Source organism: Billgrantia desiderata (assembly GCF_900108215.1).
Classification (GTDB): domain Bacteria; phylum Pseudomonadota; class Gammaproteobacteria; order Pseudomonadales; family Halomonadaceae; genus Halomonas; species Halomonas desiderata.
The window spans coordinates 26,692-50,747 of record NZ_FNVC01000020.1 but is presented as its reverse complement, the minus strand read 5'-3'; the positions used below and the strand labels follow the sequence as shown (position 1 = coordinate 50,747).

The 24,056-nt window shown below is 64.8% G+C and carries 21 protein-coding genes; 9 read left to right on the top strand and 12 right to left on the bottom strand.

Features of this window, described 5'->3' with window-relative positions; genetic code table 11:
* The first annotated feature begins 42 nt into the window (after positions 1–42).
* Together C4S71_RS16400 and C4S71_RS16395 are read left to right on the top strand one after the other, a co-directional pair.
* Positions 43–342: an HlyU family transcriptional regulator gene (locus C4S71_RS16400; protein WP_103969878.1), complete on the top strand. Its 300-nt coding sequence runs from the start codon at positions 43–45 to the stop codon at positions 340–342.
* A 309-nt stretch (positions 343–651) separates the two neighbouring features.
* Positions 652–1,779 carry a DUF294 nucleotidyltransferase-like domain-containing protein gene (locus tag C4S71_RS16395; RefSeq protein WP_086510016.1) on the top strand — a complete coding sequence of 376 codons (1,128 nt, stop codon included), beginning with the start codon at positions 652–654 and terminating at the stop codon, positions 1,777–1,779.
* Positions 1,780–1,816: 37 nt separating this feature from the next.
* Here the strand turns inward: C4S71_RS16395 and C4S71_RS16390 are convergent, their stop codons facing one another.
* The 6 genes from C4S71_RS16390 to C4S71_RS16365 form a co-directional block, all read right to left on the bottom strand.
* Positions 1,817–3,814, bottom strand: a complete 1,998-nt coding sequence (locus C4S71_RS16390; protein ID WP_103969877.1) for a methyl-accepting chemotaxis protein — start codon at positions 3,812–3,814, stop codon at positions 1,817–1,819.
* A 291-nt stretch (positions 3,815–4,105) separates the two neighbouring features.
* A complete protein-coding gene (locus C4S71_RS16385; RefSeq protein WP_103969876.1) occupies positions 4,106–6,871 on the bottom strand; it encodes a sensor histidine kinase in 2,766 nt (921 codons plus the stop codon).
* 4 nt (positions 6,872–6,875) lie between these two features.
* Complete coding sequence (locus tag C4S71_RS16380; protein WP_086510019.1) at positions 6,876–7,082, bottom strand: hypothetical protein; 207 nt, start codon at positions 7,080–7,082, stop codon at positions 6,876–6,878.
* Positions 7,073–9,136 (bottom strand): 3'-5' exonuclease, encoded by a 2,064-nt coding sequence (locus C4S71_RS16375; protein ID WP_086510020.1) that lies wholly within the window; start codon positions 9,134–9,136, stop codon positions 7,073–7,075. The genes C4S71_RS16380 and C4S71_RS16375 overlap by 10 nt, the downstream gene beginning before the upstream one ends.
* The gene (locus C4S71_RS16370) at positions 9,136–9,507 is read right to left on the bottom strand and encodes a response regulator transcription factor (protein WP_086510021.1); all 372 of its coding nucleotides are present in this window, start codon (positions 9,505–9,507) and stop codon (positions 9,136–9,138) included. Before C4S71_RS16370 ends, C4S71_RS16375 begins: the two co-directional genes overlap by 1 nt.
* 147 nt (positions 9,508–9,654) lie before the next feature.
* Positions 9,655–9,942: a hypothetical protein gene (locus C4S71_RS16365; protein ID WP_086510022.1), complete on the bottom strand. Its 288-nt coding sequence runs from the start codon at positions 9,940–9,942 to the stop codon at positions 9,655–9,657.
* Positions 9,943–10,236: 294 nt separating this feature from the next.
* Between C4S71_RS16365 and C4S71_RS16360 the strand changes: the two genes are divergently transcribed.
* The 5 genes from C4S71_RS16360 (at position 10,237) to C4S71_RS16340 (ending at position 14,759) form a co-directional block, all read left to right on the top strand.
* Positions 10,237–11,913, top strand: coding sequence for a carbon starvation CstA family protein (locus tag C4S71_RS16360; RefSeq protein WP_103969875.1), 1,677 nt, complete (start codon positions 10,237–10,239; stop codon positions 11,911–11,913).
* 15 nt (positions 11,914–11,928) lie between these two features.
* The gene (locus C4S71_RS16355) at positions 11,929–12,231 is read left to right on the top strand and encodes a cory-CC-star protein (RefSeq protein ID WP_086510024.1); all 303 of its coding nucleotides are present in this window, start codon (positions 11,929–11,931) and stop codon (positions 12,229–12,231) included.
* Between the two features lie 36 nt (positions 12,232–12,267).
* A complete protein-coding gene (locus C4S71_RS16350; protein WP_103969874.1) occupies positions 12,268–13,275 on the top strand; it encodes an ArsA family ATPase in 1,008 nt (335 codons plus the stop codon).
* A gap of 147 nt (positions 13,276–13,422) precedes the next feature.
* Positions 13,423–13,833, top strand: a complete 411-nt coding sequence (locus C4S71_RS16345; RefSeq protein WP_103969873.1) for a ketosteroid isomerase-related protein — start codon at positions 13,423–13,425, stop codon at positions 13,831–13,833.
* Positions 13,833–14,759 (top strand): carbon-nitrogen hydrolase family protein, encoded by a 927-nt coding sequence (locus C4S71_RS16340; RefSeq protein ID WP_103969872.1) that lies wholly within the window; start codon positions 13,833–13,835, stop codon positions 14,757–14,759. Before C4S71_RS16345 ends, C4S71_RS16340 begins: the two co-directional genes overlap by 1 nt.
* A 13-nt stretch (positions 14,760–14,772) precedes the next feature.
* Here C4S71_RS16340 and C4S71_RS16335 read toward each other — a convergent pair whose 3' ends face one another.
* The 6 genes from C4S71_RS16335 to metG form a co-directional block, all read right to left on the bottom strand.
* Complete coding sequence (locus C4S71_RS16335) at positions 14,773–15,522, bottom strand: YdcF family protein (RefSeq protein ID WP_103969871.1); 750 nt, start codon at positions 15,520–15,522, stop codon at positions 14,773–14,775.
* A gap of 4 nt (positions 15,523–15,526) precedes the next feature.
* Positions 15,527–16,588 (bottom strand): hypothetical protein, encoded by a 1,062-nt coding sequence (locus C4S71_RS16330; RefSeq protein ID WP_086510029.1) that lies wholly within the window; start codon positions 16,586–16,588, stop codon positions 15,527–15,529.
* Positions 16,589–16,716: 128 nt separating this feature from the next.
* Positions 16,717–17,352, bottom strand: coding sequence for an endonuclease III (gene nth, locus C4S71_RS16325; protein WP_103969870.1), 636 nt, complete (start codon positions 17,350–17,352; stop codon positions 16,717–16,719).
* A 28-nt stretch (positions 17,353–17,380) separates the two neighbouring features.
* Positions 17,381–18,166 (bottom strand): RnfABCDGE type electron transport complex subunit B, encoded by a 786-nt coding sequence (locus tag C4S71_RS16320; protein ID WP_103969869.1) that lies wholly within the window; start codon positions 18,164–18,166, stop codon positions 17,381–17,383.
* A 138-nt stretch (positions 18,167–18,304) separates the two neighbouring features.
* A complete protein-coding gene (locus C4S71_RS16315) occupies positions 18,305–19,891 on the bottom strand; it encodes a diguanylate cyclase domain-containing protein (protein WP_103969868.1) in 1,587 nt (528 codons plus the stop codon).
* A gap of 177 nt (positions 19,892–20,068) precedes the next feature.
* Positions 20,069–22,111, bottom strand: a complete 2,043-nt coding sequence (gene metG, locus C4S71_RS16310) for a methionine--tRNA ligase (protein WP_103969867.1) — start codon at positions 22,109–22,111, stop codon at positions 20,069–20,071.
* 229 nt (positions 22,112–22,340) lie between these two features.
* Between metG and C4S71_RS16305 the strand changes: the two genes are divergently transcribed.
* Together C4S71_RS16305 and C4S71_RS16300 are read left to right on the top strand one after the other, a co-directional pair.
* Positions 22,341–22,613, top strand: a complete 273-nt coding sequence (locus C4S71_RS16305; RefSeq protein WP_103969866.1) for a hypothetical protein — start codon at positions 22,341–22,343, stop codon at positions 22,611–22,613.
* A 193-nt stretch (positions 22,614–22,806) separates the two neighbouring features.
* Positions 22,807–24,033, top strand: coding sequence for an alpha/beta hydrolase family protein (locus C4S71_RS16300; RefSeq protein ID WP_235014577.1), 1,227 nt, complete (start codon positions 22,807–22,809; stop codon positions 24,031–24,033).
* Positions 24,034–24,056 lie beyond the last annotated feature (23 nt).

Sequence of the window (24,056 nt, the reverse complement as noted above, 5' to 3'; positions counted from 1 at the left end):
TGGCCGGCGCTCTCGTTTGAAAAGTACGTGAGGGTGATAACAATGCTGAAGAAACTCTTGGGTGGGCTGTTCGGCAGCGGTGAGGCCAAGTCGGGCACGGCCAGGGCTGCTGAGCCAGTGGAGTACAACGGCTACCAGATCGTCTCGGAGCCGGTCGAGCAGGGCGGCCAGTACCGCGTCAGCGGCTGGATTCGCAAGCCCGGTGCCGACGGCGAGCTGCTTGAGCATCGCTTCGAGCGCTCCGACCTGGTACCGGGTCGCGAGGCCTGCGACCAGCTGATGGTGAGCAAGGCGCAGCGCTACATCGATCAGGTCGGCGACGGCATGTTCGAGCCGCGCTGAGCGCCGGTCGTAGCGGAGGATGCGCGCCGCTTCCTCATCCCTTGGCCCAAGTGCCGGACCTGGTGCGTGTCGATACACTACTCCTAACGCATATTAGCGAAACGCTGAACAAATCGCCGAGCGAGATGAAGCGGCTAGGTTCGTTCCCGACGAACCAACGCACTTCCCACATCCCTGTGGGTCGCAAGGCGCACGGAGCACAGGAACCGGAGCATATGGGGTATATGTGAGGATTCCGAGCACCGCGCAACGCAGTGATTCGCTCGCGCAGGCATTTTGTTCAGTGTTTCCTTAGCGATGGGAGACGGTATGCAACTACTCCACCGGGCCTCACCCTGGCGTGAGCTCTTCGCCGACGATACGCCACCGCAGCCGGCAGCCTTGCTGGCGCCCCTGCGCGAAGCGCTGGACGAGCTCGGGCCGAGCACCGATCTTCCTGCCGCCCACGCCTGGCAGCCGCGCCTGGTCGAGGCGCTCGAGCGTCTCGACCTGCCGGCCTGGCGCATCAGTCAGTTGATCAGCGATCACAACGAAATGCTCTACCGGCGTGCCATTCTGCTCTCGCTCAACGAGATGCAGGGGCAGGGCTGGGGCAAGCCACCGGTGGCGTTCTGCGTACTGACGCTGGGTTCCGCCGGGCGTCATGAAAGTCTGCTGGGGCCCGATCAGGATAACGCCATGATCGTGGCCGACTATCCCGACTCCCGCCATACCGAGATCGACGGCTTCTTCCAGGCGCTGGGCGAACGTTTCACCGCACGCCTCGACGAGGCGGGCATACCGCTGTGCAACGGCCATGTGATGGCACGCTGGCCGATGTGGCGCAAGCGCCTCTCCGAGTGGTGTGAGCAGCTAACCCTGTGGACCCAGGACCGGCGGGTCAAGCGCGTACAGCAGAGCAACATCCTGCTCGACTTTCATCCCGCCTGCGGCGATGCCGATTTGGCCTCGGCGCTGGCCGAGCATGTTCGGCTCGTCATGCCTGGGGCCGGTCTGTTCCTCGACGAGATGGCGAATCTGCTCGATGAACTGCCGGTGGCGCTGGACCGCTTCGGGCGGCTGGCGGGAGACGGGGACGGAGCTCCCCACGAGAATGCCCTGAATCTCAAGCGTCAGGGGCTGTTGCCGCTGGTCAATGCCGTACGCCTGTTGTCGTTGCGCCATGGCGTAAGCGTGCCCGATACGCGCCTGCGGCTGCCGGCTCTGGTATTGAAAGGGGCGCTCACGGCGCAGCAGGCCCGAGCGGGCACAGCGGCGTTGGACCGCCTGCAGGAGCTGTTGCTGCAAGCGCAGCTGGCGAGCCTGAAGGCGGGTGGGGCGCCGGATGGTTGGGTCGACGCGACCCGGCTGGAAGAGGACCAGCGGCTGCTGCTGCGTCACGACATGCAGGTGATACGCCGTCTGGTGAAGACGGCACAGATCGCAAGCGGCAGGTAGCCGTAGCCAAGGGCGGCTACCTGCCGTGAGACAGGCGTTAGAAGGTTTCCCACTCCTCTTCGGCTTTCTTCTTACGCTTCCGGGGCTGTGGCTTCGGATCCACCGGTCGCGACGTGACGGATGGGGTTGCCGGAAGCGGGCGCTGCGGTTGGGCCCTAGGCGTCGAAACGCTGTTGGCAGGCGCATCGCCCAAAACGAAAGTGGACATCAGCTCGTCGAGCAGACGTGCATTCTCGTGCATGGTGGCTGCCAGGCTGGCGCTCTGATTGACCATGGCGGCGTTCTGCTGCGTCATGGTGTCCATCTCGGCCACTGCCGTATTGACCTGCTCGATGCCCGCGGTCTGCTCCCGTGCGCCGGCAGTGATCTCGCTGATCACATCCGACACCTGAACCACGCTTTGACGCAGTTCCATCATACGCTCGACGACCGCCTGCACGATCTCGCTACCCTCCTGAGTGTGCTTGACCGAGGTATCGATCAATCCGCGAATGTCCTTTGCCGCATCGGACGAGCGGCTGGCCAGGTTGCGCACCTCCTGCGCCACCACCGCGAAACCGCGCCCGTGCTCGCCGGCACGAGCCGCCTCCACCGAGGCGTTGAGGGCCAGAATGTTGGTCTGGAAGGCGATGGAGTCGATCAGGCCGATGATGTTGCTGATCTTGTTGGCCGATTCATCGATGGCTGCCATCTTGCTGCGCATTTGGGTCATGGCCTCGTTGCCTCGTTCGGCCACGCTCGCCGCATTCACGGCCAGACCATTGGCTTGCTCGGAAGCCTGAGCCGTGTGCGACACGGTGGAGTGAATCTCCTCCATGGAGGCAGAAGTCTCCTGCAGGTTGGCTGCTGCCTGCTCGGTTCGCGATGAGAGTTCCTGAGTGCCATCGGCGATGTCGCCTGCGCCGGCCAGCACCGTACGGGCATTCTCGCGTACCTGAAGCAGCGTCTTCTGCATACGCTCGACGAAGGCGTTGAACTGGAGGGCGAGTTGGCCCACCTCGTCCTGGCTGTCCACCTGCAGGCGCTGAGTCAAATCGCCCTTGCCCTGGGCGATGTCGGCCATGGCAAGCGTGGTACGGCGGATGGGAGAGAGTACCTTGCGTGCCGAGATTGCCACGATGGTCAACAGCAGCGCCAGCGTGGCAACGCCGGCGAGCAGCAGCGAGAAGAGCAGATTGCTGCTGACACGGGTGAAAACGGTATTGGGAATGGCGGCAGCCAGTACCCAGCCATCGGTTCCGTCTATGGGGTGCCATACCATGGTCACGGCTCCACCGACGGGAGAGATGACCCGACCGATGCCGGGCTCGCCCGCCATCATCAGCCGACCCAACGCATTGGCTCCCGTGAATCCGGCCTGGTCGGCTTCGGTGACCCGTAGCTCCATACGAACCTCAGGGTCCGGGTGGGCAACCACCACGCCGGTGCGGTCGACCATGTAGCCGTAGCTGCCTTCGCCAGCATCGATGGCCGAGGTGATATCGGAAACCGCCGCCATGGAGAGTGTGATGCCCAGCAGCCCGATGCGATTGCCGCGGTCATCGAAGATCGTTTCGGCGACGATGGCCGTCGGCTTACCGCTGACCAACGATAGCACCGGGTTGCCGAGCAGTCGGTCAGCCGTACCGTCGACGACCAGCTCCTTGAAGTAGCCGCGCCCGGAGATGTCTGCCCGGGCGCCGGTATGGGTAATGGTGTCGCCAGTGGCATCGGCAAAGTAGAACGACTCGATGGTGGCATCGCCCGGGTGGCGGGACTTCAGCCATTCGAGATGCGACTCGACGTCGACGGATGCGGCCAGGCGTTCGTCCTTGGCCAGCCCGCTCAGCAGGGTGCGGTAGCCGGCGATCCAGCGTCCGATCTCGTCGGCGCGGGCTTCCACCTGGCGCATGCTGGTGTTTTCCACCATGGGGGGAATGGCGGCGTTGAGTTGGGTATGCACGATGACGCCAAGGGCCAGGAATGCCGCCAGCAGTGGCAGGCCGATGGCACCGAGCAGTTTTTGCGTAAGGGTCAAGCGGGACAATGCTCTCATTTGTGGCTCTCTTGCAGGCTCTTTTCTTTGGTCGTCGGGTCCCGTTCCGCCGAAGCAATGCTTTCGGACTGGCGTGCGGCCGCCTTTCACCTGGTGGGCGAAATGTGCCGAAGCAAGTTGCAGTGTTGTCGTTATGGAATGCGACGAACGGCTTGATGGAGAGAGGCCGGGGCCACTCAACACGGACGGTATCGGCTGACACCTAAGTTACTTTAGGATTTGCGCAAAATTTGCCGTCGGAAGGTAAGCAACGCTCTGGTCTTGCCTGAAAGCCGCCAAGTGCCGCGCCGTTCAGGCAGAGCCTTGTGTTTCTTCGGGTTTGGTTTCCGCGGCTGCCACGGGCAGCTCCATGACCAGACAGGCGCCCTTCAGCGTGGGAGCGTCGTCGACCCATAGCCGGCCGCCAAGATGGCTGATGATGCCCCGACTGATGGGCAGCCCCAGCCCGCTGCCACGCGGGCGGCCACGAGCCTTGCCGCTGGCGCCGCCATAGCGCTTGATCTGGTGGAACTTCTCGAACACCCGCTCGCGCTCCTCGGGACCGATGCCCGGCCCGTTGTCCTCCACGCTCATGCGGAAGCACTGTTCGTGGCGGGTCAGGTGAAGGCGTACTTTGGGAGTTTCGTCGTCGGCGAACTTGCCGGCGTTGTCGAGCAGATTGATGATCACCTGCTCCAGGCGGTCGGTGTCGCCGACGATGGGGGCTTCATCGAGTTCCAGATCGACCTCGAGGGAAACGCCACGGTCCTCCTGTAGCCGATGCACGGCATCCACGCTATGGCGTATCAGTGCCACCAGGTCGAGACGCTGGGGGTTAAGCGTCAGTCGTCCGCTCTCCAGGCGTGCCAGGTCGAGGATCTCCTCGATCAGGCGTGACAGGCGCTGACTCTCCAGCACCACCACCTCGAGAAAATGCACGCGCTTCTCTTCCGGCAGGTCCTTGCCGTCGCGCAGGATCTCGGCGAAGGCGCGTATCGAGGTGAGCGGAGTGCGCAGTTCATGGCTGACCATCGCCACGAATTCGTCCTTCAGCCGGTCCAGCTCGCGCAGGCGCTCGTTGGCGGCGCGCAGCTCCTCGCCGATCCGTGCCAGCTCGTGGGACTTCTGTTCCAGGCGGCGGTTGTATTCGAGGGTCTGGGAGGTGGTATCGAGAATGCTGAGAATGGACTCCAGGTCCAGCGCCTCGCCACGCACCACCGAGTTGATCAGCACTCGCGCAGAGGCGCTGCCCAGCGCCCCGGAGAGCGCCTGCTCGGCGCGGGCGATCAGTGCCGGCGGGGCAGGTGCATCGTCGGCGGGGTTACCGTGCTGGTCGGCCAGGATTCGGGTCGTGGCGCCGGCGCCCAGGTAGCGGCTGAGCAGGCTCTTGAGTTCTCCCCGCGTGGTCTGGCCGCGCCACAGAGAGGTGTGCTGCAGGCCGGGATTCATCGCCTCGGTGAACAGCGCCGCTTGGGTCTGTTCCACCGGGCTCTGACGGGTGAACAGCGAAACGCCTACCAGCAATCCTACGTTGGCCAGCAGACTCCACATCAGCGAGTGGCTGTAGATGTCGAAACCCTCCAGGCCGAACAGCGCATAGGGGCGCAGCCACGCCTGACCCAGCAGGCCCTGCTCCAGGAAGGTGGCATCCAGCCATCCCGACTGGGCGAAGCCAGGTAGCAGCAGGGTGTAGAACCAGATGATGAAGCCGGCCAACAGGCCCAGCGTGGCGCCGGCGCGGGTCGCTCCGCGCCAGTACATGCCGATCAGCATGGCCGGAGCGAACTGGGCGGCGCCGACGAACGAGACCAGACCGATGGTCACCAGGCTGTAGGAGTCGCCGATCAGCGCGTGATAGAGATAGCCCATTAGCAGAATCAGCACGATGGCCACCCGGCGAATGCCGAGCAGCCAGCCGGCGAGCTCCCCCTGAGAGCTCAGATGCAGCCGCTTGGAGCGCAGCAGCAACGGCATTATCAGCTGGTTGCTGACCATGGTGGAGAGCGCGATGGTTTCCACGATTACCATGCCGGTGGCGGCCGAAAGCCCACCGATGAAGACCAGCAGAGGGATCCCCTCGATGCCTGCCGAGAGCGGCAGCGTGAGCACGAAGCTGTCGGGGTCGCTGTTGCCCACCGGCAGCAGCAGGCCGGCCATGGCAATGGGAATGACGAAGATGTTTATCGCCACCAGGTAGAGGGGAAACAGCCAGCTGGCGCGTTCCAGATGGCGCTCGTCGACGTTCTCCACCACCAGAACCTGAAACTGGCGGGGCAGGGTGAGGAAGGCGAGAAACGCGAGCACCAGCGTGCCCACCCAGCCGATGGCGCCGCCGGGCACGGCATCGAGGCCCAGTACTCCGGAGAGTTCGGGGCTGTCCGCTACCTGGCGGAAAAGATCTCCCGGGCCGTTGAACAGCACGAAGACCACGAATACCCCTACCGTGAGGAAGGCAACGAGCTTGATCAGCGACTCGAAGGCGATGGCGGCCACCATGCCCTCATGACGCTCGCTGGCGTCCAGGTGTCGGGTGCCGAACAGGATGATGAAGACCGCCAGCACCAGCGCCACCCAGAACGACTTGTCGACCCAGAAGCTCTCGTCGGCAAGGCGGAATTCGGCGGCATCGGGGTAGTTGACCAGCACCGCATGGCTGAGGGTGATCGCCTTGAGCTGCAAGGCGATATAGGGGGTGATGCCGATCAAGGCAATGATCGCCACCAGCGCCCCGAGGCCGGAGCTCTTGCCGTAGCGGGCACTGATGAAGTCGGCGATGGAGGTGATGCGCTGGGTGCTGGCGATTCTGACCATCTTGCGGATGAGCATCGGTGCCATCAGCATGGCCAGGGTCGGCCCTAGGTAGATCAGCAGAAAACTGGGACCGAACTCCGCTGCTCGCCCCACGCTGCCGTAGAAGGTCCAGGCGGTGCAGTAGACGGCGATCGACAGGGCATAGACGGTGGGGGAGCCGATGATGGAACGGCCCTGCTCGGCGCGCCGGTCACCCCAGGCGGCAATCACGAACAGCAATGCCAGGTAGCCGAAGGCGACCGTCAGCACCGTCGGATCGGTTCTCATCGTGTCAGTCGTCCTCCGGGCGGTGCTCCATCAGCCAGGCAGCCAAGGCTATCACCAGCAGCCAGACCACGAAGATATAGAGCGGCAGCCACGACAGTGTGGCAGCAGGAGAGCGGTCGAAGATCAGCACCAGCGGCGGCGAGAAGAGCAGCACGGCCAGGCCGATCAGCGCCATCAGGCGAGCCCGAGCGGTGGAGGCGTTCATGTGCATGCGTCCTCCTTGTCGAAGGCGGTGGCCTGCAGTGCCAGTACCTGCTCCAGGGTTTCGATGCCGCGTGCCTCCAGCCGCGGCAGCAGCGCCAGCCACAGCTCGGCCGTGACCCGGGCATCACCGAGGGCCGTATGTCGCGTGCCCGGCGGGAAGCTCAGGTCGTAGCGCTCGGCGAGGGTGTCCAGGTCGTGCCCGTCGAGACTCTCGTCCAGCGCCCGCGAAAGCAGCAGGGTGTCGAGTACCGGCATCTCCAGCGTGGTGCCGCTGCCCGGCGACTGCAGGGCCAGCAGATCGAAGGCGGCATTGTGGGCCAGAATCACGGCATCGCCGATGTAGTCGCGAAAGCGGGGCAGTACGACCGGCAGCGGCGGGGCACCTGCCACGTCGTCGTCGGTGATGCCGTGTATCGCCGTGCTGGCAGGGGGGATCGGCTTGCCCGGGTCGACACGCACGTCGAAGATGTCGCTGGCCAGCAGCCGGGCGTTGACGATGCGGCAGGCGCCGATGCTGATGACGGTGTCGCCCCGGCGCAGCTCGAGGCCGGTGGTTTCGGTATCGAAGGCGACGATTTCGAGCGTGCGCAGCGAGCGCCGTGCCAGCTCGGCATCCGGCGGTGGCAGGTCGGCAATACCGAAGTCATGGAACTCCGGGCGCGGCGGCAGTTGGCTGGGGGGCGCGCCGACGCGGTCCACCGCAGGCAGCGGCAGCCGCAGTCGGGCATGCTTGCCGTCGGGGTCTGCCAGGCTCCAGGCATCGCTGGCGTGCTGGCGCAGCAGGTCGCCTACCCTCGGCGACAGCGGCAACGTCTCCAGGCGCTGGGCGCACCAGGTCGACAGCTCACGCTGCGACAGAGGGCGTCCGGGCCAGATCAGGTCGAGATAGACACGTCGGTTGCCGAGCAGCATTTCACCTTCGAAATCGGCGGTGCCGGTATGCTCGCTCAAGCGCTCGAGCAAGGATTCGAGCATGACCAGCAGCGCCGGGGCATCGCCCTTGAACCAGGCCGGCATGCCGATGGGCAGAACCTCGATGGGATTGTCGCCGAGCCGCTCGTTGAGCGATTGCCACAGGTCGTTGGACCATAGCGGTACCAACCGCTCGCCCTGTTGCTGCATGTCGTCGATCAGGCGGCCGAGGTTCTCGATCTCCTGGCCGAGGGCGAGGCTCTCCTCCTCGATCACCGCTTCGAGGCGCTGGCGCAGCGTCTCGTCGATGTGTCGGGCATGGCGCACGCTGCTCAGCGCTTCGGCGGCGCTGGCCAGGCTGGCACCGTGGCGGCGCAGCGGCGCCATGTGCTCCGCCAGGCCGGCACGGGCGCCCATTTCGCTGGTCCAGGCCGCGGTGGCGTCGGTGAGGGTCAGCAGCGTCTCGCCATTGCTCTGCGGGACGCGGCGCATGGCGACATGCAGCCAACGCTCGCTGCACGGCATCAGCAGTTCGCGCGGCGAGCCGTCGTCTGGTAGCTGGGCGAGAGAGTCCTGCAGGCTCGATACCGGCAGCAGAGCATCGAGCCGCTTGCCCAGGCCAAGCCCGGGATGTCCATCGAACAGGGCCTCGGCCGCCTGGTTGAACAGCAGCAGACGACGATGGTGATCGCACAGCAGCAGGGGGGTATCGAGCACCTGCAGCAGCGTTTCCAGCTCCTGACGTATGCGAGCGGCGCTGCGTGCGCCTTCGGCATGGGCCGTGGCGAGGCGCGTTCGGTCGCTGCGCCAGGCTTCGCGCACACGCATCAGGTCGGGCCCCAGGCCGCGCAGCCAGCCTTCCGGCGGGTAATCCTCGCGGGCATCCGGGTTGGCCACCAGGCGCGCCAACTGGACCTGCAGGTGGCGCAGAGGGGTGAACAGCATGCGCTCCAGCAGCAGCCCCACCAGGAAGATGGTGCCGCCGCCCGAGAAACAGCCCAGCCACAGCACCAGCCGGGCCAGCCCCTGGGGTTGGAACAGGCTGTCCAGCCAGGCAGCGAAGATGGCCCCGCCGAGCAGACTGATGCCGCTGAGCAGCAGCCACAGGCCGATCAGGCGCTGGCGCTTGGGCAGCTTGCCGCCCTTCATCAGGCATCCTCGGCCAGCAGCGATTTGACTTTTTCCACCAGGGCCTGGGTCGAGAAGGGCTTGGTCACGTAGTCGTCGGCGCCCAGCGCCAGCCCTTTTTCCCGCTCCACCTCACGCCCGTGGGCGGTGAGCATGATGATGGGGAGCCTGGCATGACGGGGGTCCAGGCGCAGCTGTTCCAGCACGTCGAAGCCGCTGATGCCGGGCAGGCTGATATCGAGAAGAATCAGATCGGGTGGCGACTCCTCGACCTTGGCCAGGGCACCTTCGCCGTCCTCGGCCGTGTCCACGTCGAAACCGGCCTGCTGCATGAGGAACTCCAGCGACAGGACGATGTTCGGTTCATCGTCCACCACCAGTACCTTGGCCATTCATCACTCCTTGGAACGTATTTATGTCTTGTTAATCACCAGTCTAGTGCGCATGCCGAGGGCAGCAAAGACGACCTTGGCAGAAGGTGTTCGGTATTGCCGTGAAAGTGATGTCAGACAGCCGGGCAGGAGCGAGAGCGAGCCTCTTCAACGGGGTTCGTCGCCGTCCTTTCCCAGATGGCGGAACTTCGGCCCCAGGGGGCCGAGCCACAGCCACACCTGCAATAGCACCAGCACCGGCAGCAGCCAGGGCGGAGCGCCGGTGGTGCGGGTCAGGACATGGAAGATCAAGTAGGCGGTGATGCCGGCGACCAGCCCCACCAGGGTGAACGTGAAGGCGCGCGCCTGCCCCGGCCGGCGGGTGACCCGAAACAGCAGACCGATGAAGGCGCCGAATGCACCGGCCATGGCGAGTTGGAGCAGACTTTCTGACATGGGGTTCATCGCTTTACGTCGGGACTTACCTGGCAGCGTAACGCGCACCATTTGATGAGGCTGTACGACCTTGGATCAACGCGGCGCTTCCGGCTTGGGAGAATGTCGTCACGGCCGTTAGCTACGACTTTAGAGTAATAAAGTGGACTGATTCAGGCCTGAAATTGGACTTGCCGGGCCGCTCTGGTCATCATTTCAGGTCAGTGCAACATGCGCTGGACGACCTGACGCTTCGCGAAACATGCGAACCTAGAAGAAAGAAAAAAACACATTCCTCAAAAAGGAGCCGACGGAATGAGTGCTATCGTTCTGCTGATCCTGGGTCTAGGCGGAATGGCAGCGGGGTATTTCCTTTACTCGCGCTTCATTGCCACCAAGATCTATCGTCTCGATCCCGACTTCAAGACGCCTGCTCACGAATACGAAGACGGGGTGGATTTCGTTCCCACCAATCGATTCATCCTCTGGGGCCATCATTTCACCTCGGTGGCCGGTGCCGCGCCCATCGTCGGGCCTGCCATTGCGGTCATCTGGGGCTGGCTGCCGGCCTTCCTGTGGGTCGTGCTGGGCACCATCTTCTTCGCCGGGGTTCACGATTTCGGCGCGATCTGGGCCAGCGTGCGCAACAAGGCCAAATCCGTCGGTGCCCTGACCGGCGACGTCGTCGGCAAGCGCGCCCGCAGCATCTTCATGATCGTCATCTTCCTCGTATTGCTGATGGTGAACGCGGTATTCGCCGTGGTCATCGCCGGTTTGATGATGAACTTCTCCACCGCGGTGGTGCCGGTCTGGGGCGCGATCCTGGTGGCGTTGATCATCGGCCAGTTGATCTACCGGCGCATTCTCAGCCTGCCGGTCGTCTCCATTCTCGGGGTCATTGCGCTCTACGTACTGATCTTCATCGGCCCTGCCGTACCGGTACAGATGCCTGCCGAGGTGGGTGGGCTCTCCGGTAACGCCGTGTGGATCCTGATCCTGTTCGGCTACGCCGCAATTGCCTCGCTGTTGCCGGTATGGGTGCTGCTCCAGCCACGTGACTACATCAACGGCTTGCAGCTGTTCATCGGTTTGATCGTGCTCTACGGCTCGATCCTGTTCCTCAACCCGACGCTGGTGGCGCCGGCCATCAACCCGGACGTGCCGGCAGGAACGCCTTCGATGATACCGCTGCTGTTCGTCACCATTGCCTGTGGCGCCATCTCGGGCTTCCACGGCCTGGTCTCTTCCGGCACCACGTCCAAGCAGCTCAACAAGGAAACCGACGCCCGCTTCGTCGGCTACTTCGGTGCCGTGGGTGAGGGCATGCTGGCGCTGGCCGCCATCCTTGCCGCTACCGCCGGTTTCGCCACCTTCGCCGACTGGCAGGCGATGTACACCGCCTTCGGCCAGGGCGGCGTCAATGCCTTCGTCGAGGGTGGGGCCTACATGATCCACAACGGCCTGGGCCTCAACGAAGTGACCGCGGCCACGCTGCTCACGGTCATGGCGGCGCTGTTTGCCGGCACCACCATGGATACCGGCCTGCGCCTGCAGCGCTACATCTTCCAGGAGTGGGGCGAAATCTATAACCAGCCGTGGATGAAGAAGAACGCCCCGGCAACCCTGCTGGCCGTGGGCAGCTGTCTGCTGCTGGCCTTCGGCGCGGGTGGGGCGGACGGTACCGGCGGCATGATCATCTGGCCGCTGTTCGGTACCACCAACCAGCTGCTGGCCGGCCTGACGCTGCTGGTCATCACGGTCATGCTGGTTCGCCTGCGCCGCCCCATGTGGTACACCCTGGTGCCGCTGTGCTTCCTGCTGGTGATGACCATCGCGGCACTGCTGATCCAGCTGCGCGCCTTCTTCGAGCAGGGCAACTACTTCCTGCTGTTCCTCGACATCGTGGTGCTGATTGCGGCGATCCTGGTCGCCATGGAGTGCGCCTCGGCGCTCAAGCGTTCGCGGGAGGAAATGGCCGAGCAGCAGGAGTGAATCGCGGAGGACGACATGCACGACGATCATGACAAACCGCATGATCCTCGTCTCGAAAGGATTCGGGCCTGGCTCAGCCAGGCCCGTTTCTTCGCCGAGGAGGTCTACTCCTCGCGCTACCGCGGGGCCATCGCCCGGGCCCGCCGTGACGAGGACGACCTGTTCATGCTGCTGGTCTTCTCGGAGATGATGGGCGTGCCCAATCCGGCCGCCTATTACACCCTCGAGCTGCAGCCGCTGCTGCTGGAACGCTTCCATGACTGGCACAAGCGTATGGGCATGGAAAGATCGCCATTGGACCACTTCAAATGCTGTTGAGAATCCTGGCAGGACACTCGACACGTAGGATTCTGTATGAAGGATTTACTTGATAAACGCCTGCTCTGGGTAGGCGGCAAGGGGGGCGTGGGCAAGACCACCGTGGCCGCATCCCTGGCGGTACTGGCGGCGCGACGGGAGCGGCGTGTGCTGGTGGTCTCCACCGATCCGGCGCATAGTCTGGGCGACGTGTTCGATCGCCAGTTGGGCGACGTGCCGCGGCGTCTGCTGCCCAATCTCGATGCCATGGAGATCGACCCGGATGCCGAGGTGGAGGCGCACCTGACGCGGGTCACCGAGCAGATGCGTCGCTTCGCGGCACCGCAGATGATGGCTGAGCTCGAGCGCCAGATGCGCTTGACCCGACAGTCGCCGGGAACCCAGGAGGCGGCGTTGCTGGAGCGGCTCTCGCGGCTCATCACCGCCGAGGACCCCGAGCATGACCTGATCATCTTCGACACGGCCCCCACCGGCCATACCCTGCGCCTGCTCAGCCTGCCCGAAGCGATGGCCGCCTGGACCGATGGCCTGCTGGCCCACAATCGCAAGTCCGAGGAGCTGGGCAAGGTGTTGTCGCATTTGACGCCCAAGCGCGGGCGCGACGTTGCCACCCCCTTCGACGACCCCCAGGAGGACCCGCTCAGCGGTCTCGATGAGCGCACCCGGGACGTGGCACGCACCCTGATCGAACGGCGCCGGCTCTTCCACCAGGCGCGCCGTCGGGTCGAGGATCCCGAGTGTACCGGCTTTCTTTTCGTGCTGACCCCGGAGCGGCTGCCGATCCTCGAGACCGCCCGCGCCGTGGCGGCACTCGAGGCGGTGAAGATCCCGGTGGCCGGCACGCTGGTCAACCGAGTGATTCCCGACGAGGCCGATGGCGACTTCCTGCGCGCTCGCCGCACCCAGGAAGCCAGCTACCTGGCGCGTATCGATGCCGAGCTGGGCCATCTACCGCGTCCCCGGCTGCCCTGGCTGCCCACCGACGTGCAGGGCCTGGCCACCCTCGAGGAGCTGGCCGACCGGCTGGAAGCGATCGGTTTCTGAGAATGGACTGTTTCTGAGCAGAGAGCCTGAGAGTCTGTCGATTGCTGTCGTGGAGCAATAGTCTCGTGTCGGGCACGTGGTGTTCCGTAGGCGCCACTCTGGCTACACTGGCGCCTTTCGAACCAGCGGTGATTGGCAGGAGGGACCATGTCCGACAGCGTGCAACTGATTCAGGATTACTACGCGGCCTTCAACCGCGGCGACTGGGAGGCGATGCTGGCTTGCCTCGACGAGGCGGTGGTGCACGATCTCAATCAGGGTGAGCGGGAGGACGGTCGCGAGACCTTCCGTGCTTTCCTGGCGCGCATGGACCGCAGCTACGTGGAGCGCCTCGAGGATATCGTCGTCATGGCCACGGCCGACGGCGCCCGGGCGGCCGCCGAATACGTGGTGCACGGCGAGTACCGCGCCACCGACGAAGGGCTGCCGCCGGCTCAGGGCCAGCGCTACGTGCTGCCGGGCGGCGCCTTCTTCGAGGTACGCGACGGCAAGATCACCCGGGTCACCAATTACTACAACCTGCAGGAGTGGCTGCGCCAGGTGGGGGCCGAGGCGTGATGCGGGTCGCGGTGGCCAAGTACCCGATCGGCATGCCGGTGGATTTCGACGCCTTCGCCCGTCGCCAGGAGGCCTGTCTGGGGGAGGCCAAGGCGCTGGGTGCCCGCATCGCGGTACTCCCCGAGTACCTGAGCCTGGAGCTCGCGGCCGGCTTCGCCGCCGAAGTGCGCAGCGACCTGCACGCCTCCCTGGTGGCGTTGCAGCCGCTGCGTCAGGCCTGGTGCGACCTCTACCGCCGCCTGGCACGGGAGCTCGATCTCTATATCGTGCCGGGCAGTTTCCTGCTCGAGGTGGGCGAAGGCCGCTACCGTAACCGCGCCGACTGGTTCGCCCCGGACGGCCTGCACGGCTGGCAGGACAAGCTGCAGCTCACCGGCTACGAGAAGTCCAGCGGCGTGATCGAGCCAGGCGATGCGCTGCACGGGTTCGACTGCGATGGCCACCGGGTGGGGATCGCGGTCTGCTATGACGTGGAGTTTCCGTTGCCGGTGCGAGCCCAGTACGAGGCCGGAGTGCGCCTGCTACTGGTGCCGAGCTGCACCGACACCGCAGCCGGTGCGACCCGGGTGCGGGTGGGCTGTCTGGCCCGGGCGTTGGAGAACCGCTTCTTCGTGGCTCAGGCGGTCACGGCAGGTGAGGCGGCCTGGAGCCCGGCGTTGGACGTCAACACCGGCGAGGCGACGCTCTACGCTCCCATGGATCACGGTTTCCCCGCCGATGGGGTGCTGGCCGCCACCCACGGCGAGGCGCTCTGGGCCTGCCACGAGATCGATCTATCGGCCCTGGAGCGTAGCCGCGAATGTGCCCAGGTGGCCAACGACCGCGACTGGCCCGCTCAGCTCGCCGCCCCTCTGCGCCGTTGGGAGGAGGCGATACCCCTGGCCGACGGCACGCCGGAGACAGAGCAAGTACCGGAGACAGCCTGAGCCGACAGGGCTCTCAGCGCCGCAGCAGCTGCCGGCGCACTGCCTGTTCGCCGCGCCCCAGCCACTCGTGCAGCGCCCGGGTGCTCTGATTGAGGTGGTAGGCGCGGGGCAGCCAGGCGGCAAGCCCCTCGGGCGGGGGGCTGGTGAACTCGGTGGGCGCCGGCACTACGCTCAGGTCCTGGGCCTCGAACTCCGCCACGGCACGCGGCAAGTGCCAGGCCTGTGAGACCAGCGCCACCCGGGCGATGCCGTCGGCGCGCAGCATCTCGGCGCTCAAGCGCGCATTCTCGGCGGTATTGCGGCTGGCACCCTCCAGCCAGCGCACCGGCACGTCGAACACGTCGCGCAGAGCGGCTGCCATCAGGCTCGCTTCGGCACTGTGTTCGCCATGCACGCGACCGCCACTGACCAGAATCGGCAGTTCGCTCCGGCGGTGCAGATGGGCGCCGTAAGCCAGGCGGCGCCAGGTGGGGTTGGCCGGTGCATCGCCCCAGCCGAATTCGGGGGCCTCGTAGTCGCGCCCACCGCCAAGAATGACGATGGCCTCGGCGGTCTCCAGCTGGCTTGGCGAAGGCGGCGCGTAGGGCTCGAGCCCCTGACGCAGAGCATGACTGGCCATGGGCGTGGCCAGCAGCAGCAGGCTGGCCAGCCCCAGCGTGACCAGCAGAGCGCCAGACAAGCGCCGGATGCCGAGCATCAGGCCCAGCAGAATGAGCAGCGCGTTGAGTGTCGGGGGCAGCAGTAGAATCTTGAGCTCGCTCATGCGATCACTCCTGTGCCAGGAGTTCCAGTCGGCGGCTAGGCCAATGCACCACCGCGGTTCGCGACAGCATGCTGGCGGCCAGCCGCGGGTGTTCCCGGGAGATGACCCGGGCGGCGAACTCCGACAGGAAGCGCGACTTGAGTTCGGCGCGGGCGCGATCCACGCCGATCGCCTCGTAGGGCGTCGAAGCCAGCAGCAGGAAGCCATCGGCGGGGATCCGCCCGGCCTTCATGTTGGCGTCGATGATGGCGGCGGCGGTGGCGATGGGTTCGGAAAGGTCGGGGCTGTAGGGGCCGACGATCAGAGCGGTATTGGGCAGGTGCAGGAAGTCGAACCCACGCCCGATGCAGATGACCCACTCGCGATGTTCGATATCCAGCTCGCGGGCGGTGCCGCGCAGGGAGTCGACGTGCTGCAGGTTGCCTTGCAGCAGCGGCAGCAGGTCGCGGCGGATGTCCCCGGGCATGTCGGGGCACACCTGAGCCACGCGTTGGTCGAGTTCGGCGCCTTCGGCAAGCGTCAACTCGCCGATGTCGAGGGTGACACCCTCGCTGCCGTGGACGATGAGGGAGTCGGTATCGGTCTCGAAGCCGCACACCAGCGGGTAGACGTTACGGTGGTCGCGACCGAAGACCCGTTCGGCCTGACGACGTATCTCATTGGCGTGAGCCAGGGCGGCCTCGGCGTCACAGGCGAACCCGGCACAGCCGCGGGCCAGGTCGCCGCGAGAGAAGTGATAACTGATGATCAGCAGCACACCGTTGCCGCCATGAATGGCAGCGTGCACGGCATCGGTGAGCATCTCGCCGAGATAGGGCCAGCCCAGGTGGAAGATGCCCCCCAGGTTGCGGAAGGGGGTGATGATGCCCAATGGCGTGCGGGTGGCATGGGGCAGATGTATCCGTCCATCCATGCACTTCATGGCCAGAATTCGAGTGGGGTGCTTGGCTAGATAGCGCTCGCGGGCCAGCCATGCCGAGGGGCTGCAGAACACGTCGGCATGCTCGCGTGAAAGAGCGAGCAGTGCCTCGATGCGCTCACCGATGGGGCGGTCGTGTAGTGGCATGGTTCGGCCCGGATTATTGTTGTCGTTCCCGCCTCATCGTCTCTGACTGTGCCGAATTATGCAAAACCCTCATTCGTCTAACATGACGCGTCATGGCCGTGGACGAAGGAGCTGGCTCCACGATGCGCTCAGAGATCGACTTTTTCCTTGTACTCACACAAGTCCTCGATCACGCAGCTGCCGCAGCGCGGGCGGCGGGCAACGCAGGTGTAGCGCCCGTGCAGGATCAGCCAGTGGTGGGCGTCGTGCAGGAACTCCTTCGGCACATGGCGCAGCAGCTTCTGCTCGACCTCGTTCACGTTTTTGCCCGGGGCGATACGGGTACGGTTGGAGACCCGGAAAATGTGCGTGTCCACCGCCATGGTGGGCTGCCCGAAGGCGGTGTTGAGAATCACGTTGGCTGTCTTGCGCCCCACGCCGGGGAGCGCCTCGAGTTCGGCGCGGGTGTCGGGTACCTCACCGCCATGCCGCTCGACGAGGATGCGGCAGGTCTTCATCAGGTTCTCGGCCTTGGTGTTGTACAGGCCGATGGTCTTGATGTGCTCCTTGAGCGCATCGAGGCCGAGATCGAGAATGGCCTGAGGCGTGTTGGCCACCGGGAACAGCCGTGCGGTGGCCTTGTTGACCCCCACGTCGGTGGCCTGGGCGGAGAGCAGCACGGCCGTGAGCAGCTCGAAGGGGGTGCTCCAGTCAAGCTCCGTGGTGGGGTTGGGGTTGTGCTCGCGCAGGCGGGAGAAGATCTCGTAACGTTTCTGGGCGTTCATTGGCATAACCGATTCGTGGCGGCAGGGTTCATTGTGGCGATTGCGACGCCGCCAGGGCGGCACGCGCCTCCTCGAGCAGTGCGTTGGCTCGCTCGAGCTGAGACTCGGCCAGGCGGCAGGCCTCCCGGTCATCACGCCGCCGGGCGCTCTCGAACTGCATACGCGCCCTGCGCACCGCCTGCTCGGCTGCCTTGATCGCCATTTGCCGCTGACGATGCTGTGGGGTCGGGCTCGTGCCGCTGCGCGAGCTTTGTGACTCGCGGCGAATCATGCGCCGCTGCCGCTCCAGGCGCTTCTCCCGCTCCAGACGTGCCAGCCGCTGTCGGCGTGCGTCATGACGCCTGCGACCCAGTTCCGCGCGCCGCGCCAGGTAGGCCTCGCGCTCGGCTTCGTCGCTGGCCGCCTGCCACTCGGGGTGTGGCACCAGGTCGATGCAGTCGACCGGGCAGGGCGCAACGCACAGCTCGCAGCCGGTACACTCCGTCGCGATCACACTGTGCATGCGTTTGCTGGCGCCGAGAATGGCGTCCACCGGACACGCCTGGATGCACTTGGTGCAACCGATGCACTCCGCCTCGCGAATCACGGCGGCCTGCGGCAATTGGGCCGGCTCCGCAAGAGGGCGCGGCGTACGGCCGGTCAGCTCGGCCAGCCGCGCGACGGTGGCCTCGCCGCCGGGCGGGCAGCGGTTGATCGCCTCGCCTTGGGCAATGGCCTCGGCGTAGGGCAGGCAGCCCGGGTGCCCGCACTTACCGCATTGGGTCTGGGGCAGCAGGGCATCGATGGCCTCGATCAGCGTTGCGTCGCGCGTCACGTGCACTCCTGTTGGGCGCCGGTGAATCCAGGAGCCGTATTATACACGCCTCGGATTGTCGCCGGGCACGTCGCTCGGGTCGTCTTCATGCGCAAGAAGGTCCGGCCGGGCTTTGCCCAGCGGCGTGGCCAGGCCAGGTCAGGAATCGAAGACCGTTGTCGGATCGAACGCCTGATAGGTCGCGGCTCGGTTGCGACCGTTGGCCTTGGCCTGATACAGGGCCTGGTCGGCGGCGCGCATGATATCGCCCGGTTCCACTGTGTTTGCCTGCTGAGTGGCAATACCGATGCTGACGGTCACGTTGCGGCTGGTGGGTGAGGTTGCGTGGTCGAGCCCCAGCGCTTCGATCGCTTCGAGCAGCTCGCGGGCAAGTCGTAGCGCCTCGTCTTCCGAAGTATTCGGCAGTAGCACGCTGAACTCCTCGCCCCCGGTGCGGGCGACCAGAAACCCCAGCGGTTTGAGCTGCGCTTCCATGTGTTGCGCCAGGGTGATCAGGCAGGCATCTCCTGCCTGGTGGCCGTAGTGATCGTTGTAGAGCTTGAAGTGGTCGATGTCGATCATCATGGCGGCATGGCAATGCTGCGCACCGCTGTGGTGAAGCAGCTCGGTCAGACGCTGGTCGAACAGCCGCCGATTGGCGACTCCCGTCAGGGGGTCGTGCAGCGTCAGCTCACGCAGCAAGTCCGATTGCTGACGCTGGTGGTCGAGCAAGTTGCGGAATTCACGAGAGAGAGTACCGATCTCGTCGTGGCGTGCCAGCAGTGACTCGGGCATGGCGGGCGGTACCGCTTCCCGGTGAAGGCGCTGAGTGAAGGTGGCCAACTGGCGCAGCGGCAAGAGCACCATGCGCTCGAGCAGCCACAGCACGATGAGCAGCGTGGCGATCAGTACGCCACTGGTCCAATAGAGGGCGAAGCGGAAGGTTTCGAGGCTGGCCTGGTAACGCTGACGCGGCAATGCGGCATCGATACGCAAGGCGTGGCTCGATGGCAGGGCCGGGACGAGGCGGCTAGCCGTCATATACGTGGGAGAAATGCGCTCTAGAATCTGCGCGAAGTCCGCTTGCGCCGGAACGGGACTCAGTTCCAGCTCGATGCCGGTGGTGTCGCGCAACTGCTCGATCCAGGGCTCGCTGAGCGGACGCACCATGGCCAGCCAGCCGGCGGCGGGCGTCTCCTGATGACTCTGATGGATCGGCGAGAGTCCGACCATGGCAAGCCCTGGGGCGGCCAGCAGCCAGGTATGGGTGGCATCTTCCAACCCTTGGGCGACATGGCGGCTGAGAAACGCAATGGAAGCGTTGGCCCAGTCGCATGGTGGCATGCTACCCGGACATGAGACGAACTCACCTTGCTCATCGTAGCCCACGACCCAATAGGGCTCGTTGCTTGCATCAAGAAACACCATCATCTCGAGATCGAGGGTCTCGAGCGTCGACTCGTAGAGGTTGGAATCGACGTACTCCGGCCGCAGGCCCTGAACGAAGTCGTAGGTGTCGTCCCAATGCGCCCAGTCTTCCACCAAGCGGCGCATGTGATTGAGCTCGGCGCCCAGCGCACGCTCGATCCGGTCGAGCTCGGCGCTGGCGAATGCCTCTTCGTCTTCCAGCAGAATCGGCATGATCTGGAAGCGCGCGATGGCGACGAGTGCAAGCAATGCCAGGCACAGCACGGCGCTGAGCGACAGAAGAAAGCGATTACGCAGTGAGCCTTTGAGAGCCGTCATGAAGCCTGCCTGTGTCTGGTGCCGCTGCAGTGGCCATGAGGGCTACAATGGCAAACGACACCTTGTAGGTGATTTCTTACATTGCTATCGGCTCAGGATGACAATTCTTTAGAAAAGTTAGCCTCTCAGCGTCCGGCTATCCGCACGGCCGCAGCCGTGCGATAGCCGCTTGCATCGCTATCTGACGCGCTGGCCGGGCTCGGCACCGGAATCCGGTGAGAGCAGGTAGATGCCGTCGTCGTTGCCCGCTGCCAGTACCATACCCTCCGACATGCCGAAGCGCATCTTGCGCGGAGCCAGGTTGGCGACCATGACCGTCAGGCGGCCCTCCAGCGCTTCCGGCGAGTAGGCGGAGCGAATGCCGGCAAAGACGTTGCGCGTTTCACCGCCCAGGTCCAACGTCAGCTGCAGCAGCTTGTCGGCCCCCTCGACGTAGTCGGCCTTGGCGATCCGGGCGATGCGCAGGTCGACCTTGGCGAAATCGTCGAAGGCGATCTCGGCAGCAATGGGATCTTCGGCCAGCGGCCCCTTGGCCGCCTCCTTGAGTTTCTGTTCTTCCACCAGGTCCTCCTTCGATGCCTCGATCATGGCATCGATCTTCTCCCGCTCGACGCGGGTCATCAACGGTTTGAACTTGGCGATCTCATGTCCCAGCAATACCTCATGGCGGCTCGCCCAGTCGAGGGAGGGCAGCCTGAGGAACTCGCGCGCCTGCTCGGCCATGGCCGGCACCACCGGGGCCAGATAGACCATCAGCTGGCGGAACAGGTTGATGCCCACCGAGCAGATATCCAGCACTTCCTGCTCGCGTCCTTCCTGCTTGGCCAGTACCCACGGCTCCTTGTCGGCAATGTAGGTGTTGGCCTCGTCGGCCAGCTCCATGATCTTGCGCACGGCGCGGCCGAACTCGCGGGTCTCGAAGTCCTCGGCGATGGGGTCACCGGCGGCGATGAAGCGTGCCACCAGCTCCGGTTCGGCACAGTGAGCGGAGAGCTGGCCGTCGCCCAACTTCTTGACGAACCCGGCACAGCGGCTGGCGATGTTGACCACCTTGCCCACCAGGTCGGCATTCACACGGGCGGCGAAGTCGTCCAGGTTGAGGTCCAGGTCGTCGACCCGCGAGGTGAGCTTGGCGGCGAAGTAGTAGCGCAGGTATTCGGGGTTCAGGTGCTCGGCGTAGGTAGCCGCCTTGATGAAGGTGCCGCGCGACTTCGACATCTTGGCGCCGTTGACGGTAACGAAGCCATGGCAGTTCACCGCCGTGGGCGTGCGGAAATCGGCGCCATGCAGCATGGCGGGCCAGAACAGCGCGTGGAAGTAGACGATGTCCTTGCCGATGAAGTGATAGACCTCGGCTTCGGAGTCCTTCTTCCAGAAGGCGTCGAAATCGAGGCCGGTGCGGTCGCACAGATTCTTGAAGCTGGCCAGATAGCCGATCGGTGCATCGAGCCAGACATAGAAATACTTGCCCGGTGCGTCGGGAATCTCGAAGCCGAAGTAGGGCGCATCGCGGGAGATGTCCCACTCGTTGAGCCCGGATTCGAACCACTCCTGCAGCTTGTTGCCGATCTGCGTCTGCACGTGGCCGCCGCGGGTCCACTGCTTGAGGAAGTCGGCAAAGTCGGGAAGCTTGAAGAAGTAATGCGTCGAGCTGCGCACCTCGGGCGTGGCGCCGGAAATCGCCGATACCGGATCGATCAGCTCCGCCGGGGTATAGGTGGCACCGCAGGCCTCGCAGTTGTCACCGTACTGGTCGGCGGTCTTGCACTTGGGGCAGGTGCCCTTGATGAAGCGGTCGGCCAGGAACAGGCCCTTTACCGGATCGTACATCTGCTCGATGTCGCGGGTGGCAATGTGGCCGCGGTCGCGCAGGCGGGTATAGATCAGCTCGCTGAAGTAGCGGTTCTCTTCGGAATGGGTCGAGTGGTAGTTGTCGAAGGCCACGCCGAAGGTGGCGAAATCGGCCTGATGCTCGGCCGAGACACGCTCGATCAGCGCCTCGGAGCTGATCCCCTCCTGCTCGGCACGCAGCATGATCGCAGTGCCGTGGGCATCGTCGGCGCACACATAGTGGCACTCGTTGCCGCGGCTCTTCTGGAAACGCACCCAGATATCGGTCTGGATGTACTCCAGTAGATGGCCGAGGTGGATCGAGCCGTTGGCGTAGGGCAGGGCACTGGTGACCAGGATCTTGCGCGGGGCGCTTGCGTTGTTCGACATATCGGCTCGGATATTCCCAGGAAAAACAGACCCTCGATTGTAGCTGTCTTCCTATCGCGCTGCATCTGCTGAGGCCCGGGATTGGCCTGCCACGGGTCGCTTGGAGTATCATGGAGGTATCCACCGCTGTTGGCCTACGGATGGGCCGCTGCGGCAGGACTCAACGCATGCCCGTTACGCATCATCCAAAAAACGAACGTATGACGTTTCACTTCGTGAGGATGATACGATGAAACTGCGACTTTCCGCTCTCCCCCTGTTTCTTGTAGCCACTTTGCTGGTGGGCTGCGGCACCAATGCCGTGGCGCCGCGCTATACCAGCGAGAACCCCGATATCATGCGCATCGGCAACGATCGCCCTGCTGACCCGGAACGCCGCGTCGAGGATCTCGGCACCTACTGCGTCGAGGTCACCGAAACCTGGAACTCCCATGGCACAACGCCGGACGGCCAGACCCTGTGGGCCAAGGACACCCGGCGTGCCGTGGTGCCCTGTGACTGAGAGTGCCCTGTGACTGAGAGTGCCGTGTGTATCCGGCAACACGACCGGCCCGCGCCCATGGCGCGGGCCGGCTCGTTTAACCCCGCGTTCGAGGCGCAGGTCAAAGGTGTCTTCGGTTCTCGCTGGCAGGCCTCGTCTCGGCGACTAGACTGGTAGGCACAAGCAAAAGGAACCTGCTGCCAGGAGAGTCGCCATGGAACGCATAGGCCATCATTCACGTATTCGCCCCCGTTTCTCCGTTGCATCCCGTACGCTGATCGTCGAATCGCGCACGCTACCGACCCCGCAACCGCTTGCCCGCTGGCGGGCCGGCGGGCTGGCATTGGCGGCCGGTGCCGCCTTGGCTCTCGTCGTGGCCGGCATGGCGGAAGCCCAGGCACGAGAGCCCGATTCGGAGAGGCTGATGGGCCTGGAGGCAGAAGCCGAGGAGTCCGGGCTCGAACACCCGAGCGAATATCTCGTGGTGACCGATTTTCCCGGTGAGCTGACCGACGCCGATCTTGCCACCTGGCAGGAGCACGTACCCGACATTCAGGACGTTGAAATCCCCTCTTCGGCGGACGACTACCAACAGCCGGCATTGTTCTACGCGCCCGAAGGTGAAGAGGAACGGCCGCTGCTGCTGGTGCTGCACAGCTGGAGCACCGACTACCAGCAGAACATCGACGTTCCTCTGGCCGAGTTCGCGGTGGCCAACGACTGGGCGTTCATCCATCCCGACTTCCGCGGCGCCAATGACGGGCGGCCCGAATCGACGGCTTCCGAGCTGGTCATCTCCGACATGGAGGATGCCCTGGAGTATGCCCGGGAGAATGCCAGTATCGATGAGTCGCGCATCTATCTGCTGGGCTACTCGGGTGGGGCCATGAATGCGCTGCACCTGGCCAGCCGCCAGCCCGATACCTTTGCCGGCGTGGCCGCCTGGGTGCCGGTCTACGACCTGGTCAGCTGGCACGCATGGCACGAGGGAAGCGAGGAGGACTACGCCGAGCAGATCGAGGGGGCCTGCGGTGGTGTGCCGGAAGAGGGCAGCGAGGCACATGACGAGTGCGTCCAGCGCAGCCCCAAGGCCCATGTTCCCGATGCGGCAGGCGAGATGCGGGTCGTGATCGCTCATGGCATCCACGATGACCTCGTCCCGGTCGATCAGGCGCTGCACGCCTACAACGATCTGATCGAGGAAGAGGCTCGCCTCTCTCAGGAGCAGATCGAGGCGATCGAGGAGAATCGGGAAGTGCCGGACGAGCTGGTCGAGCGCTCGCTGCATCAGGAGCGCGAGTACCCGCACTTCGACGCCGCCGAGGCTTCGGTGCTGCTGCATCTGCAGTCCGGCCCGACGGAACTGGTGCTGTTCGATGGCGAGCACGACATGCTGTATCGCCCCGGTCTCGAATGGCTTGCCAAGCAAGAACGTGAATGAGGATATCGCCCACCCAGCAAGGA